The organism is Pseudomonas sp. QS1027 (assembly GCF_002814235.1).
In the GTDB taxonomy this organism is placed as follows: domain Bacteria; phylum Pseudomonadota; class Gammaproteobacteria; order Pseudomonadales; family Pseudomonadaceae; genus Aquipseudomonas.
Window position 1 is genome coordinate 56,872 of the sequence record NZ_PHSU01000019.1, and the last position, 21,999, is coordinate 78,870.

Here is a 21,999-nt window from a genome sequence, read left to right on the forward strand (position 1 = left end):
TCCCCCATGACTTCGACTAAAAAAACCAACCACCACACGGCTGGCCAGGATTCCTGGCCAGGGGACTCCACCACACCGTTCGCCTTGTTGCTGAGCATGCTCCAGGGCGCGCGCGGGTTGCTTCTGCTTGCCGCCGCCGCCAGTCTGGTCAGCGGCTTTGGCAGCGCCGCGATGGTCGCATTGATCAACCAGGCGCTGTCCGCGCAGGGCGATGAACTGGGCGCGCTGGGCCTGCGTTTCATGCTGCTCGGGGTCGCGGTGCTGCTGTTGCGCCTGCTCTCGCAGACCCTGTTCATGTACCTCGGGCAGCGGGCCAAGGCCAGCGTGCGCCTGCGCACCATCCGCCACATTGCCAATGCCTCCTACGCGCACCTCGAGCGTTTCGGTGGCGGGCGTCCGTTGGCGATCCTGACCGGCGACCTGGATACGCTGGTGGTGCTGTTCATCAACCTGCCGACCATCATGATGCAGAGCACGGTGATCATCGGTTGCCTGGCTTACCTGGGCTGGCTGTCCTGGCAGATCCTGCTGTTCGCGCTGCTGGCCATCGGTATCGGCGCGGTGGGTTTCCTGCTGGTCAACAGCCGGGCGCTGGAGCATCTGCGCGGTTCCCGCCAGCGCGAGGACGACCTGATCCAGCAGTTTCGCGCACTCTTCGACGGGGCCAAGGAACTCAAGCTGCATCGCTCCCGGCGTGAGGCCTTTATCGACGACACCCTGGCGCCGCATATCGAATCGGTACGGGTGCAGCGCACCTTGGGTTATGTGCTGTTCAGCGCGGCGTCGAGCTGGGGCAACCTGGTGCTGTTCTCCTTTGTCGGCCTGACACTGTTCGTGCTGGCGCGCAGCTACGGTGTCGACCACCAGGTGATGTCCGGTTACGCCATGATCTTCCTCTACATGATCCTGCCGATCGAGGGCCTGCTGGCGGCGTTGCCGACCCTCGGCTCGGCGCGCATTGCCCTGGAGCGGATTGCCCGCCTGGAGACGCAGTTGCCCGCCGAGATCATGGGCGAACAGGGCGCTGACACGGGCTTTCAACGCATCGAGTTGCGGGCCCTGACGCACCGCTACTTTCGCGAAAAGGAAAACAGCTATTTCATGCTCGGCCCCGTCGACCTGGTGTTTACACCGGGCGAAATCACTTACCTGATCGGTGGCAATGGCAGCGGCAAGACCACCCTGGCCAAACTGTTGGTGGGCTTGTACGAAGGTGAGAGCGGCAGCGTGCTGCTGGACGGCCAGCCCGTCGAAGCGGCGACCCGTGATGCTTATCGCCAGCGCTTTTCCACGGTGTTCAGCGACTTCTTCCTGTTCGACACCTTGCTGGGCGTGATGCCCGCGCATCTGGAACCACAGGCCCGGAGCCTGTTGAAGGCGCTGCAACTGGAACACAAGGTGAGTATCGAGAACGGCGCCTTCACCACCCTCAATCTGTCGCAAGGGCAACGCAAGCGCCTGGCCTTGCTGGTCGCACTGCTCGAAGACCGGGCCTTCTACGTCTTCGACGAGTGGGCGGCGGATCAGGACCCGGCCTTCAAGGAAGTGTTCTACAGAAGCCTGCTGCCCGACCTGAAGGCGCGTGGCAAGGCGGTGTTGGTGATCACCCACGATGATCGTTATTTCGCCCTGGCCGACCGGCGCATCAAGTTGGAGATGGGCCAGATCGTGGCAGAGCTGTCCGACAGCGTCAGCGTAGAGGAGCTATCCGTTCGATGAACATGATTGAGCCGTGTCCCACCGTCGGCGCCGTTGCGTTGCCTGACGGCCAGGACCTGTTTCGCCTTGACGGCGCCAGTGTGAAGATCGGCGCCCGGACCTTGTTGCACCCCATGGATCTGCGTCTCAAGGAAGGGCGTCTCTACGGCCTGATCGGCCATAACGGCTCGGGCAAGTCGACCCTGCTCAAGCTGCTGGCCCGCCAACAGTCGGCCACGGCCGGCTCGCTGAAGTTAGGCAACGAGCCCCTGCATGGCTGGTCGTCGCGGGCCTTTGCGCGGCAGATCGCCTATCTGCCGCAACAGCCGCCCGAAGTCGACGGCCTGTTGGTGCGCGAGCTGGTGGCCCTGGGGCGACATCCCTGGCACGGTGCCCTCGGCCGTTTTGGCGCGCAGGACCGCGAGTGGGTCGAGCAGGCAATGCTCGCCACCGATGTACTGCAGTATGCCGAACGCCCGGTGGACAGCCTCTCCGGTGGCGAACGCCAGCGGGCCTGGATTGCCATGCTGGTGGCGCAGAACTGCCGTTGCATGCTGCTTGACGAACCGACCTCGGCCCTGGATATCGGGCACCAGCTCGCGGTGCTCGAACTGGTTCGCAATCTGTGCGAACAGCGTGGCATGGGCGCGGTGATCATCCTGCACGACGTGAACATGGCGGCGCGCTTCTGCGACGAGGTCATCGCCCTGCGTGAGGGCCGTTTGCAGTTGCAGATCAAGGCCGGCGACATGCTCCAGGAGAACCACCTCGAACACGTCTATGGCGTGCCGATGGGCGTGGTGACCGACCCGGCCAGCGGGCGCCTGATAGGTTTTCCACGATGAGTAGGCTGTTCAGTCGCCGGCGCATCCTGCAACTGATGGCCAGTGCGCCGCCGGCATTCTGGATGGCCGCTTCGTGGGCTTCGCCCGCCGCGCCGTCAAGGATTGTTTCCATGAGTTGGGAACTGACCGAAACGCTGCTGGCACTGGGGCACTCGCCCGTCGCCATGTCTCTGCCGGAGTGGTACACGAAAACCATTGTCGAGCCGCCGCTGCCCGAGGGGGTGATCGATATCGGGCTGCTGTACCAGCCCAACTTCGAGGTGCTCCAGCAACTGGCGCCCGACCTGCTGATCCTGACGCCCGGGCACGCCAGCCTGCAACCCTTGTTGGCGCGCCTGGCGCCGACGGTCACGCTCGGGGCTTACATGGGCGCCGAACAGCCTTATCCGGCCTTGCAGGAGGACACGCGGCAGATGGCTCGGGTGCTCGACTGCCCGGAACGCGCGCAGGCCTTGATCACGGCGACCGAGCAGTGCTTCGCGGCGGTGCGCGAGCATCTGTCGGCGCAGCCGGGGCTTGCCACGGCACCGACCTTCGTTGCCGATGCGATCGATGAACATCACTTGCGGGTCTATGGCGCCGGCAGCCTGTTCGATGCGGTGTTGCAGAAAATCGGGGTGAACAATGCGACGCATCCGGTCGACGGCGCGGCGGGGCAGTGGGTGACCAACTCGGCGGGCTCCGCCCTGGTACCGCTGCAGCGCATCGCCCAGGTGCCCGGGGCCAACCTGCTGCTGATGGGGTCGGTGGCCCCGAGTGTACGGGCGGCCTTGCAGCGCAGTCCGGTGTGGCAGGCCATGCCTTGCGTGCGCGAACGGCGAGTGGCGCTGCTGCCAGTGATCGCCCCCTATGGCGGATTGTCCTCCATGCAACGCTTTGCCCGTGCGGTGGAGACGGCGTTGTTTCAAACGGCCCAGCGGGAGCCCGGTATTGTCTAGTTTTCGTCTGTCTTTTGCCCCGCGTGGCGGCCTGTTGCTGGTGGTCGGGCTGTTTGCCCTGGCGGCCGTGTTGGCGCTGTTCCAGGTGAATGCACTGTTGGCGGGCAGCTCCTGGCTGTCCGCGCTATTGGCCCCGGATCGTGATGATGTGCGTCAGGTGCTGGTGCATGAGTCGCTGCTGCCGCGTGTCGCCATGGCACTGCTCTGTGGCGCGGCGCTGGGCCTGGCCGGCACGCTGGTGCAACAGGTGCTGCGCAACCCGTTGGCCGAGCCCATGACCCTGGGGATTTTTCCCGGGGCTTATCTGGCCTTGGCGTTCTACACGCTTTATGTGCCCAGTGGCTTGCCGGGCGGTCGTGAACTGGTGGCCCTGGGCGGTGGCGCCCTGGCAGTGCTGGTGGTGCTGACCCTGGCCTGGCCGCAGAAGCTGTCGCCGATGGCGGTGATCCTCTCGGGCATGGTGGTCAATCTCTACTGCGGTGCGATCAGCCTGGCGATGGCCTTGATTCACTACGACCTGTTGCTGGGGTTGCAGATCTGGGGTGGTGGCTCGCTGGAGCAGGCGGGCTGGCAACCCAGCAGCCATCTGGCCGCCGGGTTGGCGGCCTGCATGCTGACGGTATGGCTGGTGCGGCGACCGCTGGTGCTGCTCGACAGTGGTGAAAGTACCGCGCGCAGCCTGGGGGCGAAGGTCGAGCGGACACGCTTGATCGCCTTGCTGGTGGCGGTCGTATTGACGGCGTTGGTGGTGGCACAGGTCGGCGTGATCGGCTTTCTTGGTCTCGCCGCCCCGGCGTTGGCGCGTCTGCTTGGGGCGCGAACCTTGTACCAGCGACTGGTCGGGTCGACGTGCATCGGCGCGGCCATGTTGTCGGCGACCGACCAGATTGTCCTGGTGTTGTCGAATACGGCGCCGCTCTCGGCCCATCTGATTCCGACCGGCACCGTCACCTCGTTGCTCGGCGTGCCGCTGTTGATCCTGATGCTGCCACGCCTGCGCAACGGTCTTGCCACTCAATGGAAACCGAACTGGCCGAACAGTACGGGTTTCGCGCCTAGCCGCCGTTGGGGGCTGGCTGCGCTGTTGCTCCTCGGTCTGTTCCTGTCCTTCATGGTCTCGCGCAGCCTGGACGGTTGGCGGATTGCCACGGCGGCCCAGGTCAGCGCCTTGCTGTTCTGGCAACTGCCCCATACGGTGATCGCCGCCACCGCCGGCGGCCTGCTCGCGCTGGCCGGCACCTTGCTGCAACGGGCGACCGCCAACCCGATGGCCAGCCCGGATTTGCTCGGGGTCAGTTCGGGAGGGGCCTTGGGCATTGTCGTGGTGGTCTTCGCCATGAGCCAGCCATCGCCGACCGTGCTGTTCGGCGCCTGTCTGGCGGGGTCGCTGGCGGCGCTCGGGGCGCTGCTGTGGTTGGGCCGTGGCGCTTTCAATCCGCAACGCCTGCTGCTGGTGGGCGTGGCGGTCAGTGCCTGGTTCCAGGCGATGGTCAGCGCGACCCTGGCCAGCGGCGATCCCCGTGCGGAGCTGATGCTCCAGCTGGTCACCGGCTCGATCTACTACCTTCCCCCGGCACTGGCCTGGGTGAGCGCGGCGGTGATGATGCTGGGCCTTTGCCTGGCGCCCTTGTTCACGCGCTGGCTTGAAGCGTTCTCATTGGGGGAGGGCTCGGCGGCGAGTGTCGGCGTACCGGTTGCCCGTGCGCGACTGCTGATCCTGTTGTTCGCCGGGGTGCTCACGACCATGGCGACCCTGCTGGTGGGGCCGCTGTCCTTCGTTGGCTTACTGGCCCCCCATATCGCCCGTTTTGCCGGTGCCCGCCAGCCGCTGCAACAGCTCTGGGTGGCATCGGCGTTCGGCGCGGTGCTGATGGTCGTCTCGGAATGGCTGGGGCGGCAGTGGGTATTTCCCGAGCAGATGCCGGCCGGCTTGGTGGCGACCTTGCTTGGTGGGCCTTATCTGGTGCTGTTGATGCTGTATCGGCGCAAGTCCTGAGGCGTCAGGTCAGCGGCTATCTGCTGCGGCGAATCAGCTCCGTCCGGGATTGTGGGGGCGAGGGCCGGTGTAGGCCGCCCTTGGCCTGATCAGGTTCTCGCTGCCGCGTTGTTCCAGGCCGTGGGCGATCCAGCCAATCGACCGGCCCAGCGCAAAGAGACCGAACGCGGCGCCAATAGGAAGCTTCAGGTGTCGGCGGACGGCCACCAGCGCGAAATCGACAGAAGGGCGCTGGCCCACCAGTGTAAACGCCAGGTCAATGATGGCCTGCCACTGAGGGTGGTGCGGCAGGATCCGGGCGAGCAGCGCTGCCGCGCGCACATCCCCATTGGGGTAGAGGTGATGTCCAAAGCCGGGAAGATCGTCGCCTCTTGCCAGCCGCTCACGCATCTTTTTGGCGATATCGTCATCGCCAAGCTCATCCCACAGCGCCTCGCCTCTCGCGGTGGTGGCGCCATGGCGGCCGCCCGTCAAGGCGGCAAGGCCACCGACCACACCGGCGCGCAGGCTGGCCCCCGTTGACGCGATACAACGGGCGGTAAAACTCGAGGCGTTCAGCTCATGGTCCGCGCACAGCACCAGCGCCATCCTGATCAGGTCCGCGCCGTCTTCGTCGACGCCCCAGGCCCGGGCGCATTGTTCGTGGATCGGCGAGCTGTCCGGTGTCGAGTCCAGCAGGCAGGCCGTCAGCAATCGGACGATGGCGCCGCAACCTTCTGCGCGGCGTTCGGCGGATGTCTGCCAGAGCGCGGTGGCGGCATCGTCGCTGGCGACGGTGAAAAGGGGCAGCAATACCTCTTCGGCGCGGCGGCCACGATAGTGGGCCATCAGCGCTGGCAGCGTTTGCGCAAGTCCTGGTGCAGGCGCTCCGAACGCCGTTTTCGCATCGCATTGCCAAAGGAGCGCGGCCACCTCTTCCACGGAGGCCGACGCCGCGAGCTCCAGGGCGTTCTCGCCGCGATAGAACAGTTGGCCATCATCGATCAGCGTAATGGCCGATTCGAGTACGGGCAGGCCCCAGTTGAGCGTGGCTTTCGCCAGCTCTTTCGGCTTGCGGCCCCGAGTGCGCTGCTCCGCCAGGCGTTCGACATCCGTGGCGAGATAGCGGCTCTCACGATGACTGTCCCCGGTTTCCGCGTGCAGCAGGCCACGGCTCACGTAGGCATAGAGCGTCTGTCGCGAGACCCCGAGCCGCTGGGCGGCTTCGGCGGAGGAAAGATAGTTCGGCATCAACGCGTCTCCGGCGGTGATTGGTTGATTAATTTAATCAATATTGACGATTAAAAAGGAGCGGCAGATATTTCGCAAATCGAACCCACAGCGGAGCCTCATCATGTTCAACGACGACTCAACTCAGGCGCCAGATTCGACGGCGTCGAGTCCTTTCGCGGGTTATCTGCAGGCGTTCTGGCAGGCGGTCGGCGGGAACCCGGAGCATCTGGCTCATCTTGCCGTGACCGGAAACGGCTCGCTGCCCTGTGCCTTTGCCTACACGGACTTCGCGGCGGCGGCCATCGGTGCGGCAAGCCTGGCCATCGCTGAACTGCTCTCCGTCACTTCGGGCAAGCTGCCGTCCGTCACGGTCGACCGGCGCCTCGCGTCCTTCTGGTTCGGCACTTCGCTTCGCCCGCAAGGCTGGGCGCTGCCTTCTCCATGGGACCCGGTCGCAGGAGATTACCGGGCGGCTGACGGCTGGATCCGGCTGCACACCAACGCCCCTCATCACCGGAACGCAGCGCTGGCGGTGCTCGGTGTGGCTGGCGAGCGGGATACCGTTGCGCGCGCCGTCTCGGGCTGGAGTGCCAGTGCGCTTGAGATGGCCATCGTCGAACGCAATGGCTGCGTGGCGGCCATGCATACCTTGCAGGAGTGGGCCGATCATCCCCAGGGACAAGCGGTCCGGGACGAGCCGCTGCTGCACCACGCGCTGAGCGCCAGGGTTGCGAGAGCGAAATGGCCGGTTCCGGCAGACCGGCCGTTGCGAGGCGTACGTGTGCTCGATCTCACGCGGGTTCTGGCGGGCCCCGTTGCCACCCGCTTCCTGGCCGGATTTGGCGCCGAGGTGCTGCGCATCGATCCGTACGGCTGGGAGGAGCCGGGTCTGGTGCCGGAAGTTGTCCTGGGCAAGCGCTGCGCGCGCCTCGATCTGCGCAATGCCTTCGACCGCGCTACGTTCGAGCGTCTGCTGGGCGAAGCCGATGTGCTGGTTCACGGTTACCGGCCCGATGCCTTGGCCCGTCTCGGCTTGGGCGTTGAACGCCGTCGCCAGTTGAACCCGGCGCTGGTCGATGTATCGCTCGATGCCTATGGCTGGAGCGGGCCGTGGTGTGAGCGACGCGGCTTCGACAGCCTGGTGCAGATGAGCAGCGGCATTGCCGACGCCGGCATGCGCATGGCACGCAGCGATCGTCCGGTGCCGTTGCCGGGGCAGGGGATCGATCACGGAACCGGCTACCTGATGGCCGCCGCCGTGATCCGCGGATTGACCGAGCGGCTTACGACGGGGGCGGGTTGCGTCGCCCGGGCATCGCTGGCGAGGACGGCGCAGTTGTTGATTGCCCATGCCGGTGTGCAAGAGGGGGGTGTCCCAATGCAACCGGAACACCCGGACGACCTGGCCGCGCAGATCGAGCACACGTCGTGGGGCCCCGCGCAACGCATCAAGGCGCCAGCGTCGGTCGACGGGACGCCCATGTATTGGGACCACCCAGCGGGCGAGCTGGGGTCGGTTGACGCAGAGTGGCAGTCGACAGGTAAGCGTTGATATCCGGTCTCTATGGAACCTCGTGGCCCTGTGCCGAGCTCAGAAGTTCGAACCAGTGATCTTTCGTCAGCTTCAGTTGGCAGGCGTCTACCGATTCACGCAGCACCTCGATGCGCCTCGATCCCGAGATCAGCAACGGCCGGCTGGGCAGTGCCAACAACCAGGCCATCAGGACCGTGGTGGCAGACGCTCCCAGTTGCTCTCCTATGTGTGCCAGGGTTTCCCTGACTCGCCTGGCCACAGGGTCTGAATCGGTAAAAATACGCCCGCCACCGAGCGGCGACCAGAGCATGGGGGCGCACTTGAGCTGTTGAGCCTGGTCGAAGGTCCCGTCATAGAGAGGGGCCAGTTGCAGCAGTGAACACTCGACCTGATTGGTCACCAGTGAAAGACCATTGGCGACCATCCGGTCCTGGAGCAGGGAGAACTGGGAGGGGGTAAAGTTCGAGACACCGAAGTTTCTGACTTTCCCCTCCTGGTGCAACGCCTTGAAGGCGCGTGCCACTTCATCCGCATCCATCAACGGATCAGGACGGTGGATCAGCAGCCCATCCAGGTAGTCGGTATGCAGGGCACGCAGTGAGTTCTCGGCCGAGGCGACAATGTGCTCGAAACTGTTGTCATAGGTCTTGAGTCGGTGCTCCGGCCGCCGGGCCGACACCAACTTGATTCCACACTTGCTGACCAGTTGCAGGTGTTCGCGCAAATGCGGTGCGGCGGCGAGCGCTTCACCAAACAAGGCTTCGGACTGGTAGTTGCCGTAGATGTCCGCGTGATCGAAGCTCGTCACCCCGAGTTCGAGCGCGGCTTCAATCAGTTGCTGGCGTTCATGGACCGACAGGGACCATTCGCTCAAACGCCACATGCCAAAGACGATGCGTGAAAACTCCGGCCCTTGGGGGGTGAGGGATACTCGTGATGAGATGTTCATTCATAGGTCCTTGTTCTTTGGGGCACACGGTGAGAACTGCAACTGACAGCTCATCGTTTGGCAGCATGGCGCAGTACCGTGAATGAAATGCCTCGTTGGAGCAAGCGCCGATTTCGCCGTCGAAGGACATGCCCTTGTCGAGGGTTGCAGGGCAGTCCTCGGCGTAGCGTGGTACGGCGATTTGCCTCTCTTGGGTGTCAACGGTCTGTGGTCCCGCCTCGATGACCAATGTATCCGCGGTGTCTCTGTGCCGGCGCTAGAACCAGGTTTCCATTTGCACCCCCAGTTGCCAGACGCCTCCAGACCTGAAGCCCTTCTGGCCGAAATCATCGGTTGAGCTGAAGTTATCGAGGTTCCTGGACCAGTTCATATAGGTGGCGAACAGGCGCAATTCAGGGCGCGTGAAGAAGTCGCCGGTTTGCAGCTTGAAGGTGGGCGCCAAGGTGAATTTCCAATAGTCGCCGTCGGCTGTATGGCGGCCGGCATAGCCACGTGCATCCAGGTCCATCGTCTGCCAGCTCAGTTCATATTGCATTTCGAAGTTGCGGCTCAGTTCATTGGCCAATCGCACGTTGAGGGTCAAGTAGCGATAGTCGTCGCCGGGGACATAGCGATCCTGGCTATGTTCGGCAATCAGGGTCGGTGCGATACGCCAATCGTCATTCAGGCGAGTATGGCCATAGAGTGCCAGCCGCAACGTCTGAGCCTGCTCAAGCAAGTCGCCATCGGCGCCAATGTTGCTGACCTCCGCTCCCAGTCCTTTGCCGTACAGCAACGCGGCTTTGAAATAGCCTTCACGACCGAAAAAATCTGGTCGATGGTAGGCGAACAGACCATGGGAGCCGCTTTCGGCAGGGCTGAACCCCGACGCGTTCAGCCGAGTGCCGCCGGCCGTCAGCCTGGCGTCGTTCTGGCTTGATGCAATGCCATTGAGCATGAGCTGCCAGCGGCCATCATCGAAAAATTGGTTGAGGGTCGCGACATAGCTCCTGATGTCCTTGTTTTCCTCTGTCCCGAAATCACCGTAGGAGCGGCTCATCAGGGAGGCATTGATGCGCCAGTCATTGGCAAGGCGTACGTCGTAGATCCCGCCACCGGTCCCGGCCAGGAACACGATGCCCCGGTCAAGCCAATGGATGTCGTAATTGTCTCGGTCAAAGCGCTTGCCGGCCCATAAGGTCGCGTCGCGCAGCATGGGCGTGTTCTGGAATGACACCAGGTGGCTGAGTTCGGCATAGGACTGGCGCACATTGAGCGAGCTTTGCGCCGCGGTCCAATCGTTGGGGGTTTCCACGCCGTCCGCGATCTCGAACAGGTACTTGGCGCGCGTGCCGTTGTCGGCTTGGCTTTGCTTCGAGAATTTCGCCTCTGCGTAGGTATCCACCTCATTGCCGAGCCGCCCAACCGACCCGCCAATCGATCCGGCGGGGGTGATGTTGGGACCGCCCCGACCGGCGCCGCCGCCATCGGTCATCATTCCGGAACGCGCATACGCGCTGAAGGAGAAGCCTTGCGTGACGTCCTGGATCGAATTCACCGAAGAGGCGAGGGTGGAGGTGCGCTGCTCCATGGACTGCTGGCGTGTTTCAATCTGGGCGACTCTCTCGCCCAGAGGCAATTGGACTGCCGTGGGCGCCGAGGCATTGACGGCGAGCTGACTCTTGAGGCGCTCGACCTCCCTGTGCAACTGGACAACATCGGTTTCAGCCGCCGCTGCCCGCTTCTCGGCGGTGGCGGTCCTGGCCTCCAGCTGGGCGAGACGTTCCTCGACGGTGAAGGCCGGTTCGGCCAGCAGGTTGGTGGTTGAAAAAAGCAGGGCAAAGATACCCAGAAGCGGCGTATGACGCATGTTAACCCTCTTGTTTTTGTATTGGGGCACTACACACCTTTCAAACGAGTTCCTGCCCTGGTCGAACGGGCATTGCTGCGTGATCGCAAGGGCCCGCTGGAACTACCGGCAGCGCAACTTCTGCCCCGCTTGCTCAACGGGATATCACCGGCAGTTGCACTCAACCCACTTGACAATGAACCCGTCCAGGACGCGTAATGTGTTGCGATGTTAACGTTAACTAAAATAAAAACAAGAGGACTGTTCCATGCCAATTCCAGTGAAACGCGAGTACTGGCTCATCAGTGGTTTGCTGTATTTTTTCTTCTTCTCATGGTCATCCAGCTACTCGCTGTTCTCGATCTGGCTGCATCGAGTCATCGGCCTGGATGGCACGGAAATCGGTTTTGTTTTCGCGGCCAATGCCATTGCGGCGCTGCTGATTCAACCGTTCTATGGCGCGCTGCAGGATCGGCTTGGCCTGTCGAAAAAACTGCTGGTGTGGATTGGCATCCAGCTCTGCGCGGCGGCCCCGTTTGCGATTTACGTATATGCCCATCTGCTGGCTCAGAACGTGGTGCTGGGGGCTGTGGTCGGCGCGGCTTTTCTGGCCTTGGCCATGCTCGCGGGCGTGGGCGTGATCGAGTCCTACACGGAGCGGTTGTCGCGCCATGCGGACCTTGAATTCGGGACTACCAGAATGTGGGGTTCGCTGGGCTGGGCGAGCGCGACGGGTGTGGTTGGCGTGGTCTTCAACATTGACCCGGACATCGCGTTTTACCTGAGCAGCGCTGCCGGCGTGGCGTTCCTGTTGATCCTCTCCAGGCTGGATTTGAGCCGCTTCAGTCAACCCGGCGTGCAATTCGGTGAAGGGGCAGCGAAGCCCGTGCGCGTGCACGATCTCTGGAAGTTACTGAGACTGCCGCGTTTTTGGGCATTCAGCTTGTACCTGACCGGTGTGTGCGGGATCTACATGATCTACGAACAACAGTTTCCGGTGTATTTCTCCTCTTTCTTCCCAACCCCGGAGGAGGGGACCCGTGCTTATGGCTACCTGAATTCATCGCAGGTGCTGCTTGAGGCGGTATTGATGTTGTTCGCGCCATGGGTGGTCAGCCGTACAGGCGCCAAGTACGGACTGATTCTGGCGGGCAGCATCATGTTCGTCCGGATTCTGGGCTCCGGGCTGGCAACGCAGGCCTGGAGCATCGCCGCCTGCAAGATGTTGCACGCGTTGGAAGTGCCCATCCTCCTGGTTTCGGTATTCAAGTACATATCGCTCAATTTCGATTCGCGCCTGTCCGCCTCGATCTACCTGGTGGGATTCCAGTTCGCCCAGCAATTGACCGCGATGCTGCTTTCGCCGCTGGTGGGCTACGGCTACGACCATGTCGGTTTCTCGAGCGTTTACGTGCTGATGGCTGGCCTGGTCGGCGGTTGCCTGCTGCTGTCATGGACCTTGTTGCGCACCGATCCTGCCGGCACCTCTTCTCCCGCCAAGGTTGCCGAACCGCTGGAGCTTCCGGCCATTGTTCAATCCGCCACTCGTTACGAACCCTAGTAAGGATCAAGCCATGCACGCTGCACTGCTGGATGAAGCGCATCGCGCCATCGAAAGAACAATACCCGAACGCGGCGATGACTATCGCCTCGGCTATCACCTGTCGCCTCGGGCGGGATGGATGAACGATCCGAACGGGCTGGTCCATTTTCGCGGTGAATACCATGTGTTTTACCAGCATCACCCATACTCTGCGCACTGGGGCCCGATGTACTGGGGGCATTCCAAGAGCAGCGACCTGGTGCATTGGGAGCATTTGCCCATCGCCTTGGCGCCCAGTGATAGCTACGATCGGGACGGGTGTTTTTCAGGGTCGGCGGTGGTCATGGATGACAGGCTTTATCTGATCTACACCGGGCACACCTGGTTGGGTGCTCCGGGTGATGACCAGCACATCCGCCAGGTCCAATGCCTGGCCAGCAGCTCAGATGGCCTCGTGTTCACGAAACACGGGCCAGTGATCGAGACGGCACCGGATCCGGACATCATGCATTTCCGCGACCCCAAGGTCTGGCGGCAAGGCGAGCAATGGTGGATGGCTCTGGGGGCGCGCCAGGGAGACGACCCGCAACTGCTGCTCTATCGCTCCGAAGACCTGCGCCACTGGCAATACCTGGGCTGCGCCCTGAAAGGTGCTCGCGAGTCGGACGGCTACATGTGGGAATGTCCGGACCTGTTCGAGCTCGGGGGATGCGACGTCTTTCTCTATTCGCCGCAAGGTTTGAAACCCAGCGGCTACGATAACTGGAACAAGTTCCAGAACAGCTACCGGCTGGGCCAATTGGATGACCGCGGGCATTTGAGCGAGTGCGGCAAGCTGTACGAGCTCGACCACGGCCACGATTTTTATGCGGCGCAGACACTGCTGGCGCCAGACGGGCGACGTTTGCTTTGGGCGTGGATGGATATGTGGGACAGCCCGATGCCGAGCCAGGCGCAACACTGGTGTGGCGCGCTTTCGTTGCCGCGTGAGTTGAGCCGCGACGGTGAGCGGTTGCGCATGCGTCCGGCCCGAGAGCTGAAGGCGCTACGGCAAGACAGACGAACGCTGCGGATCGGCGTGATCGAATCACGCAGTTGCCCACTCGATGTGCGTGGTGCACTGCTGGAGTTCGAACTCGAACTGGACCTTGCGGGTAGCACCGCCGAGCGCTTTGGCCTGGCGCTGCGCTGCAGTGAAGACCAGCAAGAACGCACCTTGCTGTACTTCGATGCCATGGCCCGACGTTTGGTGCTCGACAGGCAATGCTCGGGCGCCGGCGTAAGCGGTGTTCGTAGCGTACCGGTGGCGCCAGGGCAGCAGCAGATCGCCCTGCGGGTCTTTCTTGATCGTTCGTCCATCGAGGTGTTCGTCGACGACGGCACCTATAGCCTTACCAGCCGGATTTATCCACGGCCCGACAGCCTCGCCGTCAGTGCATTCGCGGTCAATGGGACGGGGCGGTTCGGGGAGACGGCTGTCTGGAGTCTCGCCGATCTGCAGCTCTGATGACAGCGGATGCGCCATTCGTGCCGTCGGCCTCCGGTCATGGTGTTGTTATGCATTTGCCAGGCATGACATGATGCCCGGCCAGACAATCGATGGCACCCGCGAATGGCTTCAGTTAAAGATGTCGCACGGCTGGCGGGGGTTTCCTTCATGACCGTTTCCAGGGCACTCAACACCCCGGAAAAACTGAACCAGGAAACCCTGGCGAAGGTTCGTCAAGCGATTGAGACCCTGGGTTATGTCCCCAGCCTTTCAGCGCGCAAGATCCGTGGCGGTCACTCCAGTGGCAAGACCATTGGCGTCTTCGCGCTGGATACCGCGACAACCCCCTTCGCCGTGGAAATGCTCCTTTCAATGGAGCGCACGGCACGGGAAAACGGCTGGAACGTTTTCATCCTCAACGTCTTCGAAGCGCCGCCGAACCAGCAAACCATCGATCTGATGCTGTCGCATCAACCCGACGGAATCATCTTCAGCGCCATGCAGTTACGCACGGTCGAAATCCCCCGGGTACTGCGCAGCCTGCCTCTGGTGCTGAGCAACTGCATCAGTTCGCAAGCCGGCGTTGCATGCTACATACCGGACGATGAAGAGGGTCAGTATCAGGCGGTAAAAAACGCCTTGAAACGCGGCTACCGGCGTCCGCTGTGCATCAGCCTGCCGCAAAGCAGCCTGGCCTGGGAGTGGCGTCAGCGCGGGTTGGTTCGCGCCCTCGCCGAGGTCCGCCTGTCGGTGGACGATATTCCCCAATACAACCTGTCGACCGACGATGCCTATCAGGAAACCATGGTCGCGCTGGAGCAGCAATTGCGCGGCCCGGAGGGCAAGCCGGCGTTTGACCTGCTTATCTGTGGCAACGACCGCATTGCGCTGGTCGCCTATCAATACCTGCTCAGCCGTGGCCTGCGTATTCCGGAGGATGTGGCGGTCCTTGGCTACGACAACATGATCGGGGTGGCCGAGTTGTTCTATCCGCCGCTGAGTACCGTGCAACTGCCGTACTACGAGATGGGGCGTCGTGCCGCCGAGCATGTGATTCAAGGCCGGGACGACCCAGCCACTCACAGGGTTGCGTGCCCGCTCGTCGAGCGTGAGTCCTGGTGATGACACTCATCATGGCGCGGGCATGTTTCACGCGCTTGCGTCATGGCTCCTGCAGTCCACCGCCAGTGCCGACCAGAGTTACAACCTGCTGGGCAAGGCTTGATCGTTGCAATGAAAAAAGGCCCTCGCAAGCGAGGGCCTCTGTCAGGCTAGAGTGGTTATTGGACCTGGGCTATCAATCCGTCAGAAAGCCTCAGGCGAACTTTTTGTCGGCCTCGTAAAGCTTGGTGTAGCTCTAATACCCTGCACTGGCGTTATTTACTGAACCTGCCGGTGGACGGCAAGGTTTATGAGGTTCACCTGGATGACTGGATGTACCTGCTGGACGAACACACCATGGCCAACCGATCGTTGATGAGCAAGTTCGGCCTGGAGGTGGGGCAGGTGACGTTGTTCTTCCGCAAGCAGCCGTGAGTCAGTCGGGGCGTCGTCCGGCCAGCCGGTGCAGTGCCGGCAGCAGCGGCGCCCATATCAAGGCGAGTAGCACCAGGCTGGGCCATAGACCCAGTGGCAGGCCAATGTCTGCCAGTTTGGCGCCACCCAGATAGGACAGGGGGCCGCCACACGCCCCCAGCAGGCTGGCCAGCCACCAGGGGCGCGCCGTCCAGTTCAGACTGTAATGCAAGGTGCTGGCGAACAGGAGCCAAAGCACTGCCAGCCACAGAGGCAGCAGCACCTTGGTGCCGGGGAACTCAAACAGCCCCAGGTGCAGCAGGGCGCTGTCCAGGGCCCAGCCACAGGCCGCCACTCGCAACAGCGTGCGCCACTCGTTGCGGTTATCGGCGATCCACAGCAGGTGTACGGCCAGGCAGGCGATTGCAATCAAAAGCAGCCACGGACGTTGCGCACTCAGCACGCACGCGAACCAGCCGAGCTGGAACAGCCCGGCGTTCAGCAACGGTCGGCCCCGCCTGTTCACGCCGATACCAAGGGTTTGCCCTCGATTAAATAAAATAACAATTGAATAGCACGATTTATTAAACCCCCCTAGCCGACGCAAGGCGAGTTCGTTTAATTGATTGTCTAATCCCTATATATGGGATGTATAAATATATATTGAGATTTCCTAAGGCCAGGGTCTATAGTCGCCCCATCAGCTCTACGCACTCACTGTCCAAAAATAAATTCAGGTGAAGCGATGCAGGCGCAATTGATCGCGCTCGATTGGGGAACCACCTCTCTTCGGGCTTACAAACTTGCTGCTGGCGGCCAGGTGCTCGAACAGCGTTCGCTGTCGTCGGGGATCATGCAGTTGCCCAGTGGGCCGCGGATGATCGCCGGCCAGATGTGCACCGATGGTTTCGAACTGGCGTTCGACGATGCCTGCGGTGACTGGCTCGAGGCGCAGCCCGAGCTGCCAGTGATTGCCTGTGGCATGGTCGGCAGCGCCCAGGGCTGGCGCGAAGCCGCCTACTGCGACACCCCGGCGAATGTCGCCAACCTCGGCACCTCCTTGAAAGTCTTGCGCAGCCTGCGCGGCGTCGAGGTGCATATCGTGCCCGGGGTGATCCAGCGTTCACCGTTGCCGAATGTGATGCGCGGCGAAGAGACCCAGGTCCTCGGCGTCCTGCAAAGCCTGCCAGCGGATGCGGGCGACAATCTGCTGATCGGCTTGCCGGGCAGCCATTCGAAATGGGTCGAAGTGGCCGATGGCTGCATCGTGCATTTCGATACCTTCATGACCGGCGAACTGTTCGCCATCCTCAGCGAACACAGCATCCTGGGCCGTACTCAACAACGCGGCGCGGCTTTTGATGGCCAGGCGTTTGATCGCGGCGTGCAGGTGGCGTTGTCCACTGACGGCGAGATCGGCCCGCTTTCGACCTTGTTCAGTGCCCGCAGCCTTGGCCTGACCGGCGAACTGAGTGCCACCGAACAAGTCGACTATCTGTCGGGCCTGTTGATCGGTCATGAACTCGCGGCCCTCGCCGACGTGCAGCGCCGTCGACGCAACAGCAGCGACTTGCCTTCGATCATTCTTATCGGCAACTCCCAACTCTGTGCCCGCTACAGCCGGGCGCTCGATGCCTGCGGCTTTGCTCCGGTGAGCCTGGCCGAACAGGCCACCGAGCGCGGTTTATGGCACCTGGCCGAAGCGGCCGGGCTGCTCGGCTGAGCGTCTGCGTTCAACTACCAGGAGGTCTGACATGCTCAAGCAAGCACTGGCGAAAAACGGGCTGATCGCGATCCTTCGCGGCCTGCGCCCACAAGAGGCGGCCGCCATCGGCGAGGTGTTGTACCAGGCTGGTTTTCGCGTCATGGAAGTGCCCCTCAATTCGCCTGAACCCTACGAAAGCATTCGCATCCTGCGCAGCCTGTTGCCTGCCGATTGCCTGATCGGCGCCGGTACGGTGCTGACCGCGGAACAGGTCGGGCACGTGAAGGCGGCCGGCGGGCAGGTGATCGTCATGCCCCACAGTGACCCCAAGGTCTTGCGCGCCGCCAAGGCGGCAGGCCTGTACCTGTCGCCGGGTGTCGCCACGCCGACCGAAGCCTTTGCCGCCCTGGCCGAAGGCGCCGATGTCCTGAAGATGTTCCCGGCGGAGCAAATGGGACCGGCGGTGGTCAAGGCCTGGTTGGCGGTGCTGCCGGCAGGAACCTTGCTGATCCCGGTCGGCGGGATCACACCGGACAACATGCGGGTGTTTGTCGAGGCGGGCGTCAGCGGTTTCGGCCTCGGGTCCGGACTGTTCAAACCGGGCCTGACACCTGACGAAGTGGCGGTCCGTGCCAAGGCTTATGTGCAGGCCTGGAACGCATTGCGTTAAGACTTTCCGGCGCCGTGGGCGCTGCCTCTGAACAAGAGAGACAACACGATGAAAATTACCAAACTGACGACCTTTATCGTTCCACCGCGCTGGTTGTTCCTCAAGGTCGAAACCGACGAGGGCGTGACCGGCTGGGGCGAGCCCGTGGTCGAAGGCCGGGCCCACACCGTTGCGGCGGCCGTGGATGAGCTGTCGGACTATCTGATCGGCAAGGACCCGCGCAATATCGAAGACATCTGGACCGTGCTCTATCGCGGCGGTTTCTACCGTGGCGGCGCGGTGCACATGAGCGCCCTGGCCGGGATCGACCAGGCGCTCTGGGACATCAAGGGCAAGGCGCTCGGCGTCTCGGTCAGCGATCTGCTGGGCGGGCAGGTTCGCGACAAGATCCGGGTCTACTCGTGGATCGGCGGCGACCGTCCGGCCGACACCGCCCGGGCTGCCCGGGAAGCCGTCGAGCGAGGTTTCACCGCCGTCAAAATGAACGGCACTGAAGAACTGCAGTTCGTCGACAGCTTCGAGAAAGTCGACCTGGCGTTGGCCAACGTCGCTGCCGTACGCGATGCGGTAGGGCCGAATGTGGGGATCGGCGTGGACTTCCATGGCCGGGTCCACAAACCCATGGCCAAGGTGCTGATGAAGGAACTCGATGCCTACAAATTGATGTTTATCGAAGAGCCGGTGCTCAGCGAAAACTACGAAGCCCTTAAAGAACTGGCGCCGTTGACCAGTACGCCGATTGCCCTGGGCGAGCGTCTGTTTTCCCGCTGGGATTTCAAACGGGTACTCAGCGAGGGTTATGTCGACATCATCCAGCCGGATGCCTCCCATGCCGGTGGCATCACCGAAACCCGCAAGATCGCCAACATGGCCGAAGCCTATGACGTGGCTTTGGCGCTGCATTGCCCGTTGGGGCCGATCGCGTTGGCGGCGTGCCTGCAACTGGACGCGGTTTGCTACAACGCGTTTATCCAGGAACAGAGCCTGGGCATCCATTACAACGAAAGCAACGACCTGCTGGATTACGTCAAGGATCCGCGGGTGTTCGACTACGACAAGGGCTTTGTGAAGATCCCCAACGGTCCGGGCCTGGGTATCGAGATCAACGAGGAGTACGTCATCGAACGCGCGGCCATCGGTCACCGCTGGCGCAACCCGATCTGGCGTCATGCCGACGGCAGCTTTGCCGAGTGGTAAGGCCATGGATCAGACAGGAGGATCAATCATGCAATGGAAGCCGGTAAGCGAACAGCGCTTCATGTTGGCGGAAGGCCCGTTCTGGGACGGCCCGACCCAGACCTTGTACTGGGTGGATATCGCCGCTCGGCTGGCCTGCCGCCTGAGTGGCGGGCGGTACCAGCAGTGGCAGTTGCCCGAAGCCGTGTCGGCCTTTATTCCGTGCGAGCGTGGTGATGCCTTGGTGACCCTGGCCAGTGGCGTCTATCGCCTTGACCTCGACTCGCCGTCGCAGCATCCGGCCCTGGCCCTGTTCTGCGTGGCCGACCCGGTGAGCGGCAACCGCGCGAACGAGGCCCGTTGCGATGCGCAGGGGCGACTGTGGCTGGGCAGCATGCAAAACAATCTGGCCGCCGATGGCAGCGACCTGCCGATCACCCGGCGTTCGGGCGGTTTGTTCCGGGTTGACCCGGATGCTCGCGTCACCCCGTTGCTGGAGGGGCAGGGCATCGTCAACACCTTGCTCTGGGACGCCACGGGCAGCCAGCTCTACTGCGCCGACAGCCTTGATGGCCAACTCTATCGTTATGCCATAGAGGCCGATGGTTCCCTGGGCGCGCGCAGCACCTGGGCGCAAGCGTCCAGCCGCGGTGTGCCGGACGGTTCGGCCATGGACAGCCAGGGCTACGTCTGGAACGCCCGCTGGGGCGGTCATTGCCTGATCCGCTATGCCCCCGACGGCACGCTCGACCGGGTGATCGAATTACCCGTCGAGTACCCCACCAGCTGTGTGTTTGGCGGGGTCGATCTGGCCACGCTTTACGTCACCAGCGCCCGACCGGCGAGCAGCGGGGAAGGGACAGAGGGGGCCATGGACGGCGCGTTATTGATGGCCGACGTTGGCGTGAAAGGCTTGGCCTGCCAACGTTTTTCGGGCTGAACATCTTACTTGCAGGAGCATTTGAAATGGCTGAAGCGCTGTCTTTACCCGCGGTTCCGGAGCCCACCTACGGCGACCGGCTGAAAGACAAAGTGGTGGTGGTGACCGGCGCGGCCCAGGGGATCGGCGAGGCGATTGTCGCCTGCTTCCAGGCCCAACAGGCACGGCTGGTGATCGGCGATATCCAGGGTGAGAAAGTCGAACGTGTGGCGGCTCGCTGGCGTGAACGTGGCGCCGAGGTTCATGCCCAGGCCGTGGACATTACCTCCAAGGAGCAATGTCGCTCCCTGGTGGACCTGGCCATCGAGAAGTTCGGGCGCGTCGATGTACTGGTCAACTGTGCCGGCGTGAATGTGTTTCGCGACCCGCTGGAGATGAGCGACGAGGATTGGCGCCGTTGCTTCGCCATCGACCTGGACGGCGCCTGGTTCGGTTGCCGCACCGTGTTGCCGCACATGATCGAGCAGGGCATCGGCAACATCATCAACATCGCCTCCACCCATTCCAGCCACATCATTCCGGGCTGCTTTCCCTACCCGGTGGCCAAGCATGGCCTGCTCGGGCTGACGCGGGCGCTGGGTATCGAGTACGCGCCCAAGGGGATTCGGGTCAACGCCATTGCCCCGGGCTATATCGAAACCCAGCTCAATGTCGACTACTGGAACGGCTTCGACGACCCCCACGCCGAACGGCAACGGGCCTTCGACCTGCACCCGCCACGCCGTATCGGCCAGCCGGTCGAGGTGGCGATGACGGCGCTGTTCCTGGCGACCGACGAAGCGCCGTTCATCAACGCCACCTGCCTGATGATCGATGGCGGCCGTTCGGTGCTTTACCACGAGTAATACCCAGCCGGCCGCCGGGCCGGACAGTTTTTCCGTACGTAACGAACCAATAACAACAAGAGGGTTACTTATGTTTATTCAGCGCAACATCCGCTCTCTGACCTGCGCCGCGGCGCTGGTTGCCGCCAGCAGTTTCAGCGGTTGGGTCTCGGCCGAAGAAGTGAAGATCGGCTTTCTGGTCAAGCAGGCCGAGGAACCCTGGTTCCAGACCGAGTGGGCCTTTGCCGAAAAGGCCGGCAAGGACAAGGGCTTCACGGTGATCAAGATCGCCGTGCCCGATGGCGAGAAGACCCTGGCGGCCATCGATACCCTGGCCGCCAGCGGCGCCAAGGGTTTTGTCATCTGCCCGCCGGACACCTCGCTGGGCCCGGCGATCATGGCCAAGGCCAAGCTCAACGACCTCAAGGTCCTGGCCGTCGATGACCGCTTTGTCGATGCCCACGGCAAGCCTATGGAAGACGTGCCTTATGTCGGCCTGGCGGCGTTCAAGATCGGTCAGAAGCAAGGCTTGGCGATGGCCGATGAAGCCAAGAAGCGCGGCTGGGATTGGAACGCCACTTACGCGGTGATCAACACCTTCGACGAACTGGACACCGGCAAGAAGCGCACCGACGGCTCGGTGGACGCACTCAAGGCCGCGGGCTTGCCGGCGGACCATATCCTCTTCACGGCGCAGAAAACCCTCGACGTCCCTGGCAGCATGGACTCCACCAATTCGGCGCTGGTCAAGCTGCCGAGTGCGGCGAAGAACCTGATCGTTGGCGGCATGAACGACAGTGCCGTGCTGGGCGGTGTGCGAGCCACCGAAAGCGCCGGCTTCAAGGCGGCGAATGTGATCGGTGTCGGCATCAACGGCACCGACGCCATCGGCGAGCTGAAAAAGACCGACAGCGGCTTCTACGGTTCGATGCTGCTGAGCCCCGATACCTCGGGTTATGAAACCGCCAGCCAGATGTTTACCTGGGTCAGCACCGGCAAGGAGCCGGCCAAGTACACCGCCCTGGACAACGTGACCTTGATTACCCGCGCCAACTTCCAGCAAGAGCTGACCAAGATCGGGCTGTGGAAATGACACTCCGCCGGTGCAAGGGATGGACCTTGCGCCTGACGTCCACC

18 protein-coding genes and 1 pseudogene are annotated in these 21,999 nt (G+C 62.8%); 15 read left to right on the forward strand and 4 right to left on the reverse strand.

Annotated features, from left to right (window positions below; genetic code table 11):
- The first annotated feature begins 6 nt into the window (after window positions 1–6).
- From CWE01_RS18045 to fhuB, 4 genes are read left to right on the forward strand one after another with little or no spacing between them, the layout of a single operon-like run.
- Window positions 7–1,719: a cyclic peptide export ABC transporter gene (locus CWE01_RS18045; RefSeq protein WP_100941897.1), complete on the forward strand. Its 1,713-nt coding sequence runs from the start codon at window positions 7–9 to the stop codon at window positions 1,717–1,719.
- A gap of 56 nt (window positions 1,720–1,775) precedes the next feature.
- Window positions 1,776–2,543, forward strand: coding sequence for an ATP-binding cassette domain-containing protein (locus CWE01_RS18050; RefSeq protein WP_371917148.1), 768 nt, complete (start codon window positions 1,776–1,778; stop codon window positions 2,541–2,543).
- Window positions 2,540–3,481: an ABC transporter substrate-binding protein gene (locus tag CWE01_RS18055; protein WP_100941899.1), complete on the forward strand. Its 942-nt coding sequence runs from the start codon at window positions 2,540–2,542 to the stop codon at window positions 3,479–3,481. Before CWE01_RS18050 ends, CWE01_RS18055 begins: the two co-directional genes overlap by 4 nt.
- Entirely contained in the window at window positions 3,474–5,477 is a 2,004-nt protein-coding gene (gene fhuB, locus CWE01_RS18060) for a Fe(3+)-hydroxamate ABC transporter permease FhuB (protein WP_256579378.1), read from the forward strand. The genes CWE01_RS18055 and fhuB overlap by 8 nt, the downstream gene beginning before the upstream one ends.
- A gap of 33 nt (window positions 5,478–5,510) precedes the next feature.
- Here fhuB and CWE01_RS18065 read toward each other — a convergent pair whose 3' ends face one another.
- Window positions 5,511–6,707 carry a citrate synthase family protein gene (locus tag CWE01_RS18065; RefSeq protein WP_100941900.1) on the reverse strand — a complete coding sequence of 399 codons (1,197 nt, stop codon included), beginning with the start codon at window positions 6,705–6,707 and terminating at the stop codon, window positions 5,511–5,513.
- Window positions 6,708–6,810: 103 nt separating this feature from the next.
- Here CWE01_RS18065 and CWE01_RS18070 point away from each other — a divergent pair, with 103 nt between their 5' ends.
- Complete coding sequence (locus CWE01_RS18070) at window positions 6,811–8,241, forward strand: CoA transferase (RefSeq protein ID WP_100941901.1); 1,431 nt, start codon at window positions 6,811–6,813, stop codon at window positions 8,239–8,241.
- Between the two features lie 10 nt (window positions 8,242–8,251).
- Here the strand turns inward: CWE01_RS18070 and CWE01_RS18075 are convergent, their stop codons facing one another.
- Together CWE01_RS18075 and CWE01_RS18080 are read right to left on the reverse strand one after the other, a co-directional pair.
- Window positions 8,252–9,172, reverse strand: a complete 921-nt coding sequence (locus CWE01_RS18075; protein WP_256346759.1) for an aldo/keto reductase family oxidoreductase — start codon at window positions 9,170–9,172, stop codon at window positions 8,252–8,254.
- Between the two features lie 256 nt (window positions 9,173–9,428).
- Window positions 9,429–11,021 carry a carbohydrate porin gene (locus CWE01_RS18080; RefSeq protein ID WP_100941903.1) on the reverse strand — a complete coding sequence of 531 codons (1,593 nt, stop codon included), beginning with the start codon at window positions 11,019–11,021 and terminating at the stop codon, window positions 9,429–9,431.
- A gap of 247 nt (window positions 11,022–11,268) precedes the next feature.
- On the opposite strand from CWE01_RS18080, the gene CWE01_RS18085 reads away from it, so the two are divergent.
- The 4 genes and pseudogenes from CWE01_RS18085 to CWE01_RS18100 all read left to right on the forward strand — a co-directional run.
- Window positions 11,269–12,561, forward strand: a complete 1,293-nt coding sequence (locus CWE01_RS18085) for an MFS transporter (RefSeq protein ID WP_100941904.1) — start codon at window positions 11,269–11,271, stop codon at window positions 12,559–12,561.
- A gap of 13 nt (window positions 12,562–12,574) precedes the next feature.
- Entirely contained in the window at window positions 12,575–14,050 is a 1,476-nt protein-coding gene (locus tag CWE01_RS18090) for a glycoside hydrolase family 32 protein (RefSeq protein WP_100941905.1), read from the forward strand.
- Window positions 14,051–14,155: 105 nt separating this feature from the next.
- On the forward strand, window positions 14,156–15,154 hold the full coding sequence (locus CWE01_RS18095; RefSeq protein WP_100941906.1) for a LacI family DNA-binding transcriptional regulator: 999 nt from the start codon (window positions 14,156–14,158) through the stop codon (window positions 15,152–15,154).
- Window positions 15,155–15,385: 231 nt separating this feature from the next.
- A pseudogene (locus CWE01_RS18100) lies at window positions 15,386–15,568 on the forward strand (DUF3833 family protein); the annotation flags it as partial.
- 1 nt (window position 15,569) lies between these two features.
- On the opposite strand, the gene CWE01_RS18105 reads toward CWE01_RS18100, so the two are convergent.
- Window positions 15,570–16,073 carry a DUF2878 domain-containing protein gene (locus CWE01_RS18105; protein WP_100941907.1) on the reverse strand — a complete coding sequence of 168 codons (504 nt, stop codon included), beginning with the start codon at window positions 16,071–16,073 and terminating at the stop codon, window positions 15,570–15,572.
- 219 nt (window positions 16,074–16,292) lie between these two features.
- On the opposite strand from CWE01_RS18105, the gene CWE01_RS18110 reads away from it, so the two are divergent.
- The 6 genes from CWE01_RS18110 to CWE01_RS18135 all read left to right on the forward strand — a co-directional run bounded on the left by CWE01_RS18110 (window position 16,293) and on the right by CWE01_RS18135 (window position 21,955).
- Entirely contained in the window at window positions 16,293–17,270 is a 978-nt protein-coding gene (locus CWE01_RS18110; protein ID WP_100941908.1) for a 2-dehydro-3-deoxygalactonokinase, read from the forward strand.
- A 31-nt stretch (window positions 17,271–17,301) separates the two neighbouring features.
- On the forward strand, window positions 17,302–17,922 hold the full coding sequence (locus CWE01_RS18115) for a 2-dehydro-3-deoxy-6-phosphogalactonate aldolase (protein WP_100941909.1): 621 nt from the start codon (window positions 17,302–17,304) through the stop codon (window positions 17,920–17,922).
- Window positions 17,923–17,970: 48 nt separating this feature from the next.
- Window positions 17,971–19,119 (forward strand): galactonate dehydratase, encoded by a 1,149-nt coding sequence (gene dgoD / locus CWE01_RS18120; RefSeq protein ID WP_100941910.1) that lies wholly within the window; start codon window positions 17,971–17,973, stop codon window positions 19,117–19,119.
- A gap of 28 nt (window positions 19,120–19,147) precedes the next feature.
- Window positions 19,148–20,038, forward strand: a complete 891-nt coding sequence (locus CWE01_RS18125) for an SMP-30/gluconolactonase/LRE family protein (protein WP_100941911.1) — start codon at window positions 19,148–19,150, stop codon at window positions 20,036–20,038.
- A 26-nt stretch (window positions 20,039–20,064) separates the two neighbouring features.
- On the forward strand, window positions 20,065–20,883 hold the full coding sequence (locus CWE01_RS18130) for an SDR family oxidoreductase (RefSeq protein ID WP_100941912.1): 819 nt from the start codon (window positions 20,065–20,067) through the stop codon (window positions 20,881–20,883).
- 70 nt (window positions 20,884–20,953) lie between these two features.
- Complete coding sequence (locus CWE01_RS18135) at window positions 20,954–21,955, forward strand: substrate-binding domain-containing protein (RefSeq protein ID WP_100941913.1); 1,002 nt, start codon at window positions 20,954–20,956, stop codon at window positions 21,953–21,955.
- The last annotated feature ends 44 nt before the right edge of the window (window positions 21,956–21,999 follow it).

Bases quoted from the DNA above. Each gene is read 5' to 3' on its own strand.
- CWE01_RS18070 (WP_100941901.1), top strand. From the start codon at position 6,811: ATGTTCAACGACGACTCAACTCAGGCGCCAGATTCGACGGCGTCGAGT.
- CWE01_RS18065 (WP_100941900.1), bottom strand. From the start codon at position 6,707: ATGCCGAACTATCTTTCCTCCGCCGAAGCCGCCCAGCGGCTCGGGGTC.
- CWE01_RS18115 (WP_100941909.1), top strand. From the start codon at position 17,302: ATGCTCAAGCAAGCACTGGCGAAAAACGGGCTGATCGCGATCCTTCGC.
- CWE01_RS18135 (WP_100941913.1), top strand. From the start codon at position 20,954: ATGTTTATTCAGCGCAACATCCGCTCTCTGACCTGCGCCGCGGCGCTG.
- CWE01_RS18080 (WP_100941903.1), bottom strand. From the start codon at position 11,021: ATGCGTCATACGCCGCTTCTGGGTATCTTTGCCCTGCTTTTTTCAACC.
- CWE01_RS18055 (WP_100941899.1), top strand. From the start codon at position 2,540: ATGAGTAGGCTGTTCAGTCGCCGGCGCATCCTGCAACTGATGGCCAGT.
- CWE01_RS18075 (WP_256346759.1), bottom strand. From the start codon at position 9,172: ATGAACATCTCATCACGAGTATCCCTCACCCCCCAAGGGCCGGAGTTT.
- CWE01_RS18090 (WP_100941905.1), top strand. From the start codon at position 12,575: ATGCACGCTGCACTGCTGGATGAAGCGCATCGCGCCATCGAAAGAACA.
- CWE01_RS18110 (WP_100941908.1), top strand. From the start codon at position 16,293: ATGCAGGCGCAATTGATCGCGCTCGATTGGGGAACCACCTCTCTTCGG.
- dgoD (WP_100941910.1), top strand. From the start codon at position 17,971: ATGAAAATTACCAAACTGACGACCTTTATCGTTCCACCGCGCTGGTTG.
- CWE01_RS18085 (WP_100941904.1), top strand. From the start codon at position 11,269: ATGCCAATTCCAGTGAAACGCGAGTACTGGCTCATCAGTGGTTTGCTG.
- CWE01_RS18125 (WP_100941911.1), top strand. From the start codon at position 19,148: ATGCAATGGAAGCCGGTAAGCGAACAGCGCTTCATGTTGGCGGAAGGC.
- CWE01_RS18045 (WP_100941897.1), top strand. From the start codon at position 7: ATGACTTCGACTAAAAAAACCAACCACCACACGGCTGGCCAGGATTCC.
- CWE01_RS18095 (WP_100941906.1), top strand. From the start codon at position 14,156: ATGGCTTCAGTTAAAGATGTCGCACGGCTGGCGGGGGTTTCCTTCATG.
- CWE01_RS18130 (WP_100941912.1), top strand. From the start codon at position 20,065: ATGGCTGAAGCGCTGTCTTTACCCGCGGTTCCGGAGCCCACCTACGGC.